Genomic DNA, 13,052 nt, shown 5'->3' on the forward strand with positions numbered 1-13,052 from the left:
CATAAAAATGAATCATATCTTATCATCCCTACTTTTATATTTCATTATACAAGTAGGGGTGTTTAGTCAAACTATTCCTTTTGAGCATTCTATTGTGGTGGTCAAACAAAAAGGTAAAAATGCTCGAGATATTGCCCACATTGAAGCAATAACTAGTGATTCTATCTCCTACTCTTTATTTCCTAGCCAAGAAAAGATTAGTCATAACTTGAAAAAAATCAAGAAAATATACTTGAATCATAACGTAAGGATTTTTTACAATAGCAAGTTTCACTATCGAAACAGTTTATTATTAAACGCCTCTGTAAGTGCAGGTTACAATCATGGAAACATGCACCTTTCATTAAATAAGCGTTTTAATTATGCTGAAGTTGGAATTGGTGTAGGTAGGTTTAGTAACTTTGTTTCTCTTCCTCTCTCTATTCCTGGAATATTTGTGAGATCTACTCCTATTTACATTAATAGTAAATACATTTTTACCAAAGGAAAAAAAGCTTATTATACCCGAGCAAAACTAGGTTATAACTTTAATAGTAATAATAGAATTGATATACAGAATGTAAACAATGGTCCTTTATTTGAACCGTCTATAGGCGTTGTTTTCTCGTCAAAAAGAAGACTGAAGCATTACTTGGAAGTTAGTCAGCACTTTTCTTATGCAAGTGGTAGCTTTAGCACTACAGACTTTAACAGCTCGGCTCCAGTTAGTGGAACTTTTAAAATTTGGTTTAACAAAACCCTAATAACCTATGGAATTGAGATTGGGAAATCAGGAAAGAGGTAATAATCATTTCTATTTCCTCTTTAGTTTTCCTATTACTTTAATAATACTAAGTAATTATCTTTTCTAATTGGTATGACATTCGTTTGATTAGGCGTTAAGCAATACTTAATATCCTCATTTAAATTTAATGCTTTTAGTCTTCTTCTATGAGAAGAAGCTTTTAAAAAGGCCATATAGTTATCTTTTGCAGAAAGGTATAAGTATTTAGCTGCTATAGATGAATCTTCATCTGTAGTAAACTTCCCACTTTTGATAAGGTTATCTACAAAAGCACCTGCACAAATTGTATCTTCTAAACAAAACTTATCTTTCCAACCAGATGCTAAACATAGTACATCTTTATCTTGTTCAACCAACCACTGGCTCAAGGCGTCTAAATTTAACAAAGACCCTATCACGACTTCTTCTGCATCTCTAGCTGTATGAAAAGCACGCGTTCCATTCGTAGTTGTGATCACAATTGTTTGATCTTTATATTCACCAGTCATAAAACCGTAAGGAGAATTCCCTAAGTTAAACCCCTCAACAATCTGACCTTTACGTTCTGCCGCTACAATATACCCCTCTTCTTGATATCCTCTAGCCTCCTCAATTGTTGCTACAGGAATTATTTTTTTTACACCATTATCAAAAGCTGCACACATTGCTGATGTTGCCCTCAACACGTCTATCACCACCACAATTTGATTTTCTTTTTTGTATTGTGGATACAAACTTGGGGTATGACACACTTCTACTTTCTTCCTATTCTCCATTATCTATATTCTCGTATCTTTACTCTATTTCCTTAATTTGATTTCTGTATATTATAATCTATTTAAAAGGAAACTTTACTACTGATGCAGGTATTTGTTTATTTCTAATTTGAATATATACTGTTGACCCTTCTGTTGAAAATTCTTTATTTACATACCCCATTCCAATTGCTTTTTTCAAAGATGGAGCCATCGTTCCAGAAGTTACTCTACCAATAGTATTTCCAGCTTCATCTACAATTGCATAGTCGTGTCTAGGAATCCCTCTTTCTAGTAACTCAAATCCTACTAACTTTTTAGTTATTCCGGCTTCTTTTTGAGCTTTTAAAGCTTCTGAATTTACAAACTCTTTTGTAAACTTAGTTATCCATCCTAAACCAGCTTCTAGTGGAGAAGTTGTATCATCTATATCATTTCCATATAAACAGAATCCCATTTCTAAACGTAAGGTATCTCTTGCAGCTAAACCGATAGGCTTTATTCCAAACTCCTCACCTGCTTCAAAAACAGCATCCCATACAGCTTCAGCTACCTCATTGGGAATATACAATTCAAAACCTCCTGATCCTGTATAACCTGTTGCAGATAAAATGACATTATCTACTCCTGCAAACACTCCTTTTGTAAAATGATAATACTTAACTTCAGCTAAGTTAACATCAGTCAATTTTTGTAAAGTTTCTGTTGCTTTAGGGCCTTGAACCGCCAACAAAGACATGGAATCACTAATATTTTCCATTTCAACACCAAAGGAATTATGTGAAGCTATCCAATCCCAATCTTTCTGAATATTTGAAGCATTAACAACTAATAAGTATTCTTTTTCAGAGATTCGATAAACTAGTAAATCATCAACAATACCTCCATCATTGTTAGGCATACAAGAGTACTGAGCTCTACCGTCAAATAATTTAGAAGCATCATTAGACGTTACTTTTTGAATTAGATCTAAAGCTTTTTCTCCTTTTAATAAAAACTCTCCCATATGAGATACATCAAACACACCTACTCCTTCTCTTACTGTTGCATGCTCTACATTTACTCCTTCGTATTGAACAGGCATGTCATATCCTGCAAACGGGACCATCTTAGCCCCTAAATCAATATGTTTTTGCGTTAAAGCTGTTGTCTTCATTCTTCTTTTAATTTACCTTTCTTAAATGATAATTATTATATTCTATAATCGAAACATTTTTGTTTTCGAATCCACTACCCTCTTCTGCTGAGTGATAATCACTAGTGTTGTAATATCCTTTGGTTTTGAGTTGATCATAATACTTAGCATACTCTGTCCCATACAAAAAGAGGCCTTTAATATTCGTAAAAGCTGCATCAAACCCTATAAAAGAAAATTTATCAGGATCTGTTCCATATTTTGCTCTATACTTTTGAATGAAAGCAATCGATTCTGGTGACTTAAAGTCAAGGAAACCTGGAGCTACAATACTTAAATTATATCGGTTTTTATACTTCTCATCTACCGTCTCAAAAGTTTGCCAATCCTCCATACCAAATAATGCAATTTCATAACGATTATATGGATTTGAATTCATTGTAGTAGTTAATTTAGTAATCAAGTTGCTAACATGACCTAGATTAGTCGATAAATCTACAATTATATTTTTCTTATCCGCAACCATGTGCTGTTGAACATAAATCAACTTCGATGATTTTCCAACGCCAATCGCTACTTTTACAGAATCTGAACTTCTTGCATCATATTTTACCACTTCTTTGGCATACAATTTTTTAAATAATTGAAAATATACCTCATCTGTTTTGTTGTACTTATTACGTACTAAAATGATGTTTTCTTGGTGATGGTGCTCTGCAATATATCGTGCCAAGTATTCTACTTGAGTATATTTAGAAGCTGTTAATTTTGATACATAAGGATTTTGGAATAATGCTTTATTTGATACTGGTACTGGACAAACCATTTGTATCTTATTTCGTTTAGCGTATTTAGTCACGATCTTTATTTCTTTAACGTAAATAGGACCAATAATTAAATCAACCTCCTTAAACTCTGCTTTCCTTAATATTTTATTGACTGTAGCAGTATCAGCTTTCGTATCATAAACCCTAACATTCAGATTAACACCTGCTTGCTTTAAAGAATCTATTGCCAATAGCATTCCATGGTGAAAATTTAACGCTCTAAATGTATTGGCATAAGTTAGACACTCACCAAAAGGAGGGCATTTAGCCATTCTTCTAGCATTTTCGGCTAATTCAAAGGGCAATAATATAGCAACATCATACACTTGCTCTTGTCTTGAATCTGCTGTAATTAACTCTACTATAGAATCTACTTTGTTGGTATCGGCTACAATAACTTCTTCTATTCTTGGCTTTAGAATAACTTTCCTTTTTAATGGAATTCTAATCTTCATTCCCTTTTTTAGCCCATCAACAAGGTTATCGTTAGCAGCTAAAATTGCTTGTTGAGTTACTCCGTATTGATTGGCAATACCATACATTGTTTCTCCTTTTTTAACTTTATGTAAAATGATACTATCCTCTGGGTTTTCCAATGGATTTACAGGAACATCAACAATTGGAGTGGTTTCATCTTTCTTAACAGCGTCAGAAATTGGAATAATAATTTGATCTCCTATACTTAAATTATTTCCTTTTTCTAGGTTTGCATCTGTTACATCTTTAGGATTAACCCCATATTTTCTTGCTATTGACCATAACGTTTCTCCTTTTTGAACTGTATGAACCAATTGGTTTTCATTGGCTGCTAAACCTTCTTGTTGAATGGACTCACCTCTAGTTTGAGGAACCACAACGGTAGTTTGTTCAGATTCAGGTAATGGTAAATAGATTTTTTGACCGATGCTTAACCCTGACTGAGCTGTTGGATTAAGTTCATATAGTTGGTTAATATCAACTTTATACATACGACTTATACCGTATGCTGTCTGTTTCTTTTCTACAGTATGTTCATAACACTTCACTCCATTATGCGTAACAACAGGAACTTTACCTATTTGAGCAAACAAAGTCGAAGCTACTACAACTGCTATTATTGTTATAATCTGTTTCATTTACTTGTTATATTATATATAACATACCCTCATTTTGGATATATTATAACTAAGTATTCATCTTTAACTAAACACTATTTTTTATTTCACGGCACAAAATACAAGTTATTTTGTACACAAACTTTTTTATTCCCACTCTATTGTTGCAGGAGGTTTCGAACTAATATCGTATGTTACTCTATTTATTCCTTTTACTTTGTTAATGATGTCGTTCGATACCTTTGCCAAAAACTCGTAAGGTAAATGGCTCCAATCGGCTGTCATTCCATCTGTAGACGTTACAGCTCGCAAAGCCACAGCATTTTCATAAGTTCGTTCATCTCCCATGACACCTACAGACTGAACAGGCAACAAGATACTTCCAGCTTGCCAAACTTGATCATATAAACCTTCTCTTTTTAATCCACTAATAAAGATATGATCTACCTCTTGCAAAATACGTACCTTTTCTGCAGTTACATCTCCTAAGATACGAATTCCAAGGCCTGGACCTGGGAATGGATGACGCCCTAACAACTCTTGTGGCATCCCCATAGAACGTCCTACTCTACGTACTTCATCTTTAAATAAAGAACGTAAAGGTTCTACGATTTTTAATTTCATATAGTCAGGAAGACCTCCAACATTATGGTGGGATTTTATTGTAGCAGATGGTCCGCCTGTTGCAGAAACAGACTCAATCACATCTGGATAGATTGTACCTTGTGCTAGCCAAGTAACATTTTCTATTAAATGCGCTTCTTTATCGAAAGTATCTACAAAAACTTTTCCTATTGCTTTACGTTTAGCTTCTGGATCTGTTAATCCTTTGAGCTCAGCATAAAAATCATCTTTAGCATCAACCCCCTTTACATTAAGACCTAATCCTTTGTAATTTTCTAACACTTCTTCAAATTCATTTTTACGAAGTAATCCATTGTCCACAAAGATGCAGTAAAGGTTTTGTCCTATTGCTTTATTCAATAACATTGCTGCTACAGAAGAGTCAACACCTCCTGATAATCCTAAAACTACTTTATCATTCCCCAATTTTTCTTTTAACTCTGCTACTGTTTGCTCAACAAATGAATCTGGCGTCCAACTTTGAGAAAAGCCTGCTATATCTACAATAAAATTCTTTAATAAAGTTGCACCGTCTGTACTGTGATAAACTTCTGGATGAAATTGTATTCCATAGGTTTGCTCTCCTTTGATATGATAACCTGCAACCTTAACATCAGCTGTACTACAAATAATTTCATAATTATCAGGAATAGTAGCTATAGTGTCTCCATGGCTCATCCATACTTGTGAATGATTAGGTATGGCTTTGGTTAATGGAAAGCTTTCGTTGACATAAGTTAAGTTCGCTCTTCCATATTCTCTAATCTTAGATGGTAAAACTTCTCCACCAAATTGATTCGCTAAATATTGTGCTCCAAAACAAACTCCAAGTAATGGTAATTTTCCTTTAATTTGAGATAAATCAGGTTGAGGGGCTTGCTCATCTCTCACACTAAATGGACTTCCTGATAAAATCACCGCTTTGACATTGGCTGTTATTTCAGGAATTTTATTCCAAGGATGAATTTCACAATAAACATTTAACTCTCTGATTCTACGGGCTATAAGCTGTGTATATTGAGAACCAAAATCTAAAACCAGTACCATTTCTTCCATAGCTGGCAAAGATAGTATTTTTACAATTTATGTCAGAATGAAAATGGAGGTATTTTTTATTTCTTTTTATACTTATTGTGTTTCCATTGGTTAGTACCTTTCTCACTATCTTCTATCAACTTTTTTAACCTTTTCTGTTGTGTTTCAGCCCTTTTTGCCGTCATCACCCAATAGATTGAATTCTTCTTATAAGATGGCGCTAAATTTTGAAAGTAATCCCAAGCTTTTTTATGCTCTTGAAATACTGTTAAATACTCTTGTGAAAACTGCAATTTTTCCTGTTCAAAAGCATAAACATTAGCTTTATTGGAATTTCTATATTCATAGCTCTTTAATCCAGCTGGTTGCATTAACCCTTTTTGGGTTAACTCTTCCACTTTTTTTAGATTAACTTTACTCCAAACACTATTTTTTCTACGAGGGGTAAACCTAATTTGATAACTTTCTTCATCTATTGTTCTTCGAATTCCGTCTATCCATCCATAACACAGCGCTTGATCAACTGATTGAGACCAAGTCATCTTCTGCTTTCCACTTTTGACTTTATAAAAGCCAACAATTAACTCTTTTTCGGTTTGATGAAATTGAGCTAACCACGCTCTAAAAGCTGTTTGAGATTTAAAAAACGTTGGCTTCATTGAAAATAATTTAAGAAAAGCTTAACGAAGCTCCTATTGATAATAGTAGTACCATACCCCAAAGAAAAAAACGAGTAAATGAAAATGAATAGTTAGTAAACGGCAATCTATTAGGCTCAACTTTGGTTATTTCTTCATTTTTTGGCTGAAGCAATAAATCTAGTTTATTAAGATCAGTATAATTCAAAAAAGAGCTTTCTCTTTTACTTTGTATTTTGATTTTAATAAAAACATAAATCAATAGTATACTCCCCAAAGTAAAACCAATTGTTTGAAAACCATCTGTTGGAAGAAAATTATATCCATATCCTCCTCCAATCATCTTTAAATATACCATTATTATATTTTCTTCTAAAGGTACAATTTTTTCATTCTAATTAGAACTAGAATCAAACAGTAACACCTTGGCAACTACTCCCAGCTCCTGCTGTACAGCCATAACAATGTTGTGAGATAATAATATCTCTTTTTGCCAACTCTGCTAAACTAAAATCACGAATATGATTACTCTTAGAAGCGACTTTTAACGCTAACATTTGATTAAAGTCACAATCATAGATATAGCCGTCCCAACTTACAGAAATTGTTTCTCTACACATTACTCCATCAACAGCATAAGGATTAAAATTAGTGACTAACTTTTCCATATACTCTTCGTAACGTTCGCTAGCCATTAAGAAGTCTAAAAAACGACTAATTGGTAAATTAGTAATCGTAAACAAATAGTTAAATTCTATTCCAAACAATTCTTTCAATTCTCTTTTATAGTCAGCTTGTAATCCTTCTTGGCTCCCTGGTAAAGAAGGACCTCCTGGGTTGTACACTAAGTCTAATTTTAATCCTGTACCTTCTATTCCGTACCCCACATCATTAAGCATCTTTAAAGCTTTAATTGAATCTGCAAAAACACCTTTTCCTCTTTGTTTATCTACATTCTCTTTGGTATAACATGGTAAAGAAGAAATTACATGAACATTGTTAGCTTTAAAAAATTCTGGTAAGTCGTAGTATTTTTTGTTGGCTACAATAATCGTTAAGTTTGAACGTACAATGATATCTTCGACCCCCAATTTGTTAATCTCTTCAATAAACCATCTAAAGTTAGGATTCATTTCGGGCGCTCCACCAGTTATATCAACAGTAGATGCGCCAGATATTTTAATCGCATCCAAACATTGCTGCATGGTTTCAATAGTCATTATTTCTTTACGATCAGGTCCTGCATCTACATGACAATGTTCACATACTTGATTACACATATACCCTATATTAACTTGGAATATATCTAATTTTTTTAATGTTAATGGAAACTGGTTTCCTTCTGCTAATTTTTGCTGAAATGTTGGTAATACTCCATTAGAAAATGGAGTGCTATTTAACACTTTTAATTGCTCTTGTGCTATTGCAATTTTATTTTGTTGCGCCTTTAACGATTTCGTTGCCATCTACTCTATTTTTATCTTTACAAAGATAGTCGTTTGATTTTTTAAATACTTACAAAAAAGTTAACGGTAAATCAAAAACGATAAAATATTCTTAGTGAATTCTTGCTAAACTAGTTTACACTTTTATATTTGAGCTCAATACTTAAAATTAGAATCACCTCTATATGTTATACCAGTCTCTTATCGAACAAGTCAGTGATGATCACCTCTTAGCTGATTGTTGGTTTTCAAAAGAGGATCACATAAAACAAGTATCGGTCAACCAAAAGGATATTGATTGGATAATTGGCCTTATGGAAAAAGATCCTTATTATCAAGAGCTCAATCCTGCTCTCAAAAAAAATATTAAACCGCTGGTTTTAAGAATAGAACAGTCTGTTGTGATGGTTCACTCGACTCGTAAAGACTTACCTCCTCCTTTTAGATTATATCTCGCTTATCAACTTTCTAAGGCCCTCATTGCTCGTACTGACTTTCCTTTGAGTTTTATTAATTCTATTGTTATTTATTCAGGAGTAAAACTTCGTAAGCAATTTTCTGAAGCTGGATTAGTCGATGCAAGAGGTCCGATGAGCCTCCTATTTTTAACTCGAAAAATGGAAGAAATTTTAGGCTACAACCTCCAGCTTATCAATAATTTTTATCTCAGTAGTTCTATTCGATCTGTTGAGCTTTTAAAATTTTTCAAAAAATGGGAAGGAAACATTCATTTTATATCAAAAATTTTATCTGATAATGAAGCGACTATTAAACCAACTGTTATTCTCAAAAAAATTGCTCCTTTTGAAAAAGAAATAAATCAACATAAAACTACCTATCTAAATTTCATTGAACGAACCAGTTTAAAGGAAACTGATAAAAATAATTGTATTGAACTGTATAACTATTTAACGACACTTTATTCTTATTTTATCAATAGACAAGAGCAACTAACCTATAAAAATCAAACGAGTATTCACCTATCGTGGTTTCACTTAATTTCCTCTTATAAAACACTCCAATCTGAGTTAATGATTCACGAATTTGCACATGTTCTTGATTATTATTCAACTGGTTTAGACGGTTTAGCCATTTCGAATAAACAACAACAAGAAATTTGGAAAAACAACTATAGAGAAGAAGAAGCTAAAGGAAACGCTTCGATTATCAGCGAATATGGATTAAGTAATCCCTACGAATTTTTTGCGGTTTCTTCTGAATTATTTTTTACAGAACAAGACCGTTTAAAACAGCATTTACCTCAATTGTTTTCTTCTCTTCAAAAGATATATGGTTATATGCCTCCCAATCAAAAAAAATTAACAACATGGCAATACTATAAATTATTGTTCTTTTCTAAAGTTAGCCTTTTTAAACTTCCTTAACCATACGTCCTATAATGAATACATCTGATAACTTCTGTAACAAAAGTTAAAATTAAAATTTCATTCTTTTGGTTTCCTCCTTATCTTTGTCGTTATATATGAAACGAATTTTAATCTTAAATGGACCTAATCTTAACTTATTAGGAACTAGAGAACAAGATATCTATGGGAATGAATCATTTGATACCTTTTATAATCAACTGAAAATTCAATATTCCAACATTGACCTCTACTATTTTCAAAGTAATGTAGAAGGAGAACTGATTAATAAACTACATGAAATTGGTTTTGATTACGACGGTATTATTTTTAATGCTGGTGGATACACCCATACTTCTGTTGCTATTGCTGATGCTATTGCTGGAATTAAAACACCAGTAATTGAAGTTCATATTAGTAATGTATATGCGCGCGAAACCTACAGACACACCTCGTTAATGGCTAAAAATTGTCAAGGTGTAATTACTGGTTTCGGGCTTACTTCTTATCAATTGGCTTTAAACTACTTAATTGATGAAATGGTTTAAAAAGTTATTTTATCTACTTTTTATATTTTTCTATTCCCTCTCTTTTTCACTTGCTCAAGGCAAAATTGTTGATCAGCAAGAATTAGCTTGGAATAACTTTTCTCTTACAAAAAAGATTGACTCACACATTTCTCTTAGAGGAGAACTTAGTATTAGACGAGCTAATTTTTACAAAAATTGGCAACAATTTTTAATGAGAGGAATGTTTTATTATCATCTAAAACCTCAACTAAAATTGGGGATTGGGAGTTCTTATATTCAGACATTTCCCTATGGAAAACAGCCCATTTTAACTTCGAGAACTGACCTTAACCTTTTTGAGCAACTCCTTTACCAAAATAAACTACAACAACTTTCGTTAACACACAATTTTAGACTGGAGCATTTCTTTAGAGAACAATTTGCGGCTGATGACCATGGTCATATTTATAAAACTGGAATGAAAAACTTTTCTAAAGTTCGTTATCAATTCACAGTAAAGTATCCTATCCATATTTTTAAAAATAAAGATAAGGTCTACTTAAAACTTTTTGATGAGCTTCATTTTTCAACCACGAATCAATTGAAAAACCCATACTTCCAACAGAATCGTTATTATATTGGATTGGGGTATCGACAACAACATTTGAATTTTACTATTGGTTATAAAAATCAGCGGATTTATAAATCAGATAAAATACGAATAGAAAATAATCGTATGCTTGATATAGGCATCAACTATACCTTATAAGTTAACCACTCTCCATTGATTTCCAGAGGAGAATCGATATTGTTGGTATATAATTGTCCTGTTCCTAATCCTTGTGGTAAAGGATTGTACAGTGTACTTGTAAACTGAGCAATTGCATTTAACCCAATGTTCGATTCCAATGCTGATGTAATCCACCAAGGAATTCCCAATTCACCTGCTACGCTTATCCATTCCATTGTTCCTTTAAAACCTCCTATTAGCGATGGTTTTAAAATAATGTATTGAGGCATTATTTCTTCTAACAATGCTCTTTTTCTTTCAATCGTTTTTATTCCAATCAATTCTTCATCCAATGCTATAGGAAAAGGAGTGGTTCTACATAAACTTGCCATTTCTTTGTATTGACCCGCCCGAATTGGTTGTTCTATACTGTGTAGACCGAACTCATTGAGTTGTTCTAACTTCTCTAAAGCCTCTTCGGGAGAAAAAGCTCCATTTGCATCAACTCTTAACTCAAGTTCTTCTTCATTATATTTTTCACGAATTGAGGCCAATAACCTTAACTCTTGTTGAAAATCTATTGCCCCTATTTTCAATTTTATACAACTAAAACCAGCTTCTAGTTTCTGTTGAATTTGTTGATACATAAATTCATGGCTCCCCATCCAAATTAATCCATTAATTTTAATGGGTTGTTTAAACTTTATCAATGGAGTATTAAAATAAACTTTCTTTCCTCCTCTTTTCAGATCCAATAAAGCCATTTCTATTCCGAAATAAATTGAGGGAAAATCAATTAAATATTCATATAAATTCTCTTCATATTGAGAAAAATCAGTACATACATGAGCTAATTTTTCTTCATAATCAGGAACATCATCAACACTTAAACCAACTAAAGGATTACACTCCCCAGTTCCTACAACATCAGGTAATTCAGAATCCCAAGCAGAAATAATCCAGATTTTTTTTTCTTTTAATATTCCTCTCGAAGTTCCACTAGGTTGTTTAAATTTTAAAGTATAAGGCTGATAAGACAGTTGAATCATTTCGAAGTTTCTTTAATCAAAATGCTAAGTTAAAAATTATTTATTTTGATATTCAACTTCTGTTACTTTAACTTAATTCTATTATCTGCAAAGAGTCCGTGATAAGCTAAAGATACTTCAAATCCTCCTATGGTATTAGATGCTACACTCAATTTAGAAATATTGGTATCATAACTTACAGCAAACCTAAAGCGTTGATAATGCATTCCAGCAGATAATACAATGGCATCTTGCACTCTATAATACATTCCAAAATCAACAAAAGTTTCTGTTGAGAAACGGGTATATTTACTCGCTTGTTTTAGAAAGTTTCTATACACGGCTCCGACTAATATTTCTTGATGTTTCCTTTGTCTAGTGTATAGTAACTTAGGGATAATTGAGCGGGTAGACATAGAGCGTCCAAGCTTTATTTCATAACTTGCATGTCCTATTAGTTTTGGAGCTAGTTTTTCTCCTGCAAACAACTCTCGTTTAGGAGAATTGATATGGTAAGCAGCTACTCCCATTGTAAAACGATTATCCCAACTCTCATTGACTAATAATAACCCTGCGTTAATATCGATATAATTGGCCTTACTATTTGAAAATAATTCTTGAGATGGTAGATCTTGATTAAATTGATGATTTGAAAATTGCGTATCCCAAGTCAAATTATCCATAGAAATACTTTGCTGGTTATATGCACCTTGTAACCCAAGAGAAAGCTTGGTATCAAAATTAACTTGCTGGATTGCTGAGAGTGAAAAATTAAACTGATTTTGTGATAAGCTACTTGTTCCTATTTTATCACTAAAAAATCCTAACCCAATTCCAATATCAGATAATCCTTTATTCTGTTTCTTATTTAAAACGTTCATGTCATAAGCTGCAGAAAAAGTAGTAAATGGAGTACTCACAGTTCCCCATTGGTTTCTATAGTTATTAGCTACTCTGAAATCACCCTCCATTACACCAGTATAAGCAGGGTTTAAAGTCGTAACATTGACATCATACTGAGAAAAATGTATATCCTGAGCATAAAAAATCCTACCAATTAGTAGTGTACATATTGTTATGGCTATAATTCTCATAATTCAAATGT

General features: G+C 32.7%; 13 protein-coding genes. 4 read left to right on the top strand and 9 right to left on the bottom strand.

What is annotated here, in order from left to right; all coding sequences use genetic code 11:
- The first annotated feature begins 7 nt into the window (after positions 1-7).
- The gene (locus N4A35_04890; GenBank protein ID MCT4580735.1) at positions 8-784 is read left to right on the top strand and encodes a hypothetical protein; all 777 of its coding nucleotides are present in this window, start codon (positions 8-10) and stop codon (positions 782-784) included.
- Between the two features lie 32 nt (positions 785-816).
- Here N4A35_04890 and N4A35_04895 read toward each other — a convergent pair whose 3' ends face one another.
- The 7 genes from N4A35_04895 to arsS form a co-directional block, all read right to left on the bottom strand.
- Positions 817-1,539, bottom strand: coding sequence for a 2-phosphosulfolactate phosphatase (locus tag N4A35_04895; GenBank protein ID MCT4580736.1), 723 nt, complete (start codon positions 1,537-1,539; stop codon positions 817-819).
- Between the two features lie 58 nt (positions 1,540-1,597).
- A complete protein-coding gene (gcvT, locus tag N4A35_04900; protein MCT4580737.1) occupies positions 1,598-2,674 on the bottom strand; it encodes a glycine cleavage system aminomethyltransferase GcvT in 1,077 nt (358 codons plus the stop codon).
- A 7-nt stretch (positions 2,675-2,681) separates the two neighbouring features.
- A complete protein-coding gene (locus tag N4A35_04905; GenBank protein ID MCT4580738.1) occupies positions 2,682-4,595 on the bottom strand; it encodes a LysM peptidoglycan-binding domain-containing protein in 1,914 nt (637 codons plus the stop codon).
- Positions 4,596-4,721: 126 nt separating this feature from the next.
- Positions 4,722-6,254, bottom strand: a complete 1,533-nt coding sequence (gene guaA, locus N4A35_04910; protein ID MCT4580739.1) for a glutamine-hydrolyzing GMP synthase — start codon at positions 6,252-6,254, stop codon at positions 4,722-4,724.
- Positions 6,255-6,310: 56 nt separating this feature from the next.
- Positions 6,311-6,892, bottom strand: a complete 582-nt coding sequence (locus N4A35_04915; GenBank protein ID MCT4580740.1) for a YdeI/OmpD-associated family protein — start codon at positions 6,890-6,892, stop codon at positions 6,311-6,313.
- A gap of 10 nt (positions 6,893-6,902) precedes the next feature.
- A complete protein-coding gene (locus tag N4A35_04920; GenBank protein MCT4580741.1) occupies positions 6,903-7,229 on the bottom strand; it encodes a hypothetical protein in 327 nt (108 codons plus the stop codon).
- Between the two features lie 52 nt (positions 7,230-7,281).
- Positions 7,282-8,337 carry an arsenosugar biosynthesis radical SAM protein ArsS gene (gene arsS, locus N4A35_04925; GenBank protein ID MCT4580742.1) on the bottom strand — a complete coding sequence of 352 codons (1,056 nt, stop codon included), beginning with the start codon at positions 8,335-8,337 and terminating at the stop codon, positions 7,282-7,284.
- A gap of 164 nt (positions 8,338-8,501) precedes the next feature.
- Here arsS and N4A35_04930 point away from each other — a divergent pair, with 164 nt between their 5' ends.
- From N4A35_04930 to N4A35_04940, 3 genes are all read left to right on the top strand, one after another.
- On the top strand, positions 8,502-9,701 hold the full coding sequence (locus N4A35_04930) for a zinc-dependent peptidase (GenBank protein ID MCT4580743.1): 1,200 nt from the start codon (positions 8,502-8,504) through the stop codon (positions 9,699-9,701).
- A 98-nt stretch (positions 9,702-9,799) separates the two neighbouring features.
- On the top strand, positions 9,800-10,228 hold the full coding sequence (aroQ, locus tag N4A35_04935) for a type II 3-dehydroquinate dehydratase (protein ID MCT4580744.1): 429 nt from the start codon (positions 9,800-9,802) through the stop codon (positions 10,226-10,228).
- Entirely contained in the window at positions 10,215-10,958 is a 744-nt protein-coding gene (locus N4A35_04940) for a DUF2490 domain-containing protein (protein MCT4580745.1), read from the top strand. Before aroQ ends, N4A35_04940 begins: the two co-directional genes overlap by 14 nt.
- On the opposite strand, the gene N4A35_04945 is transcribed toward N4A35_04940, so the two are convergent.
- Both N4A35_04945 and N4A35_04950 read right to left on the bottom strand, forming a co-directional pair.
- Entirely contained in the window at positions 10,946-11,965 is a 1,020-nt protein-coding gene (locus N4A35_04945; GenBank protein ID MCT4580746.1) for an o-succinylbenzoate synthase, read from the bottom strand. The genes N4A35_04940 and N4A35_04945 overlap by 13 nt on opposite strands.
- 65 nt (positions 11,966-12,030) lie before the next feature.
- Complete coding sequence (locus tag N4A35_04950; GenBank protein ID MCT4580747.1) at positions 12,031-13,041, bottom strand: PorP/SprF family type IX secretion system membrane protein; 1,011 nt, start codon at positions 13,039-13,041, stop codon at positions 12,031-12,033.
- Between the last annotated feature and the right edge of the window lie 11 nt (positions 13,042-13,052).

It is taken from the genome of Flavobacteriales bacterium (genome assembly GCA_025210295.1).
Lineage (GTDB): Bacteria > Bacteroidota > Bacteroidia > Flavobacteriales_D > Parvicellaceae > S010-51.

What these genes read in the sequence shown, in the direction of transcription:
- N4A35_04940 (MCT4580745.1), top strand. Translation starts at nt 10,215, where the DNA reads ATGAAATGGTTTAAAAAGTTATTTTATCTACTTTTTATATTTTTCTAT.
- aroQ (MCT4580744.1), top strand. Translation starts at nt 9,800, where the DNA reads ATGAAACGAATTTTAATCTTAAATGGACCTAATCTTAACTTATTAGGA.
- N4A35_04915 (MCT4580740.1), bottom strand. Translation starts at nt 6,892, where the DNA reads ATGAAGCCAACGTTTTTTAAATCTCAAACAGCTTTTAGAGCGTGGTTA.
- N4A35_04930 (MCT4580743.1), top strand. Translation starts at nt 8,502, where the DNA reads ATGTTATACCAGTCTCTTATCGAACAAGTCAGTGATGATCACCTCTTA.
- N4A35_04950 (MCT4580747.1), bottom strand. Translation starts at nt 13,041, where the DNA reads ATGAGAATTATAGCCATAACAATATGTACACTACTAATTGGTAGGATT.
- guaA (MCT4580739.1), bottom strand. Translation starts at nt 6,254, where the DNA reads ATGGAAGAAATGGTACTGGTTTTAGATTTTGGTTCTCAATATACACAG.
- N4A35_04895 (MCT4580736.1), bottom strand. Translation starts at nt 1,539, where the DNA reads ATGGAGAATAGGAAGAAAGTAGAAGTGTGTCATACCCCAAGTTTGTAT.
- arsS (MCT4580742.1), bottom strand. Translation starts at nt 8,337, where the DNA reads ATGGCAACGAAATCGTTAAAGGCGCAACAAAATAAAATTGCAATAGCA.
- gcvT (MCT4580737.1), bottom strand. Translation starts at nt 2,674, where the DNA reads ATGAAGACAACAGCTTTAACGCAAAAACATATTGATTTAGGGGCTAAG.
- N4A35_04890 (MCT4580735.1), top strand. Translation starts at nt 8, where the DNA reads ATGAATCATATCTTATCATCCCTACTTTTATATTTCATTATACAAGTA.
- N4A35_04905 (MCT4580738.1), bottom strand. Translation starts at nt 4,595, where the DNA reads ATGAAACAGATTATAACAATAATAGCAGTTGTAGTAGCTTCGACTTTG.
- N4A35_04920 (MCT4580741.1), bottom strand. Translation starts at nt 7,229, where the DNA reads ATGGTATATTTAAAGATGATTGGAGGAGGATATGGATATAATTTTCTT.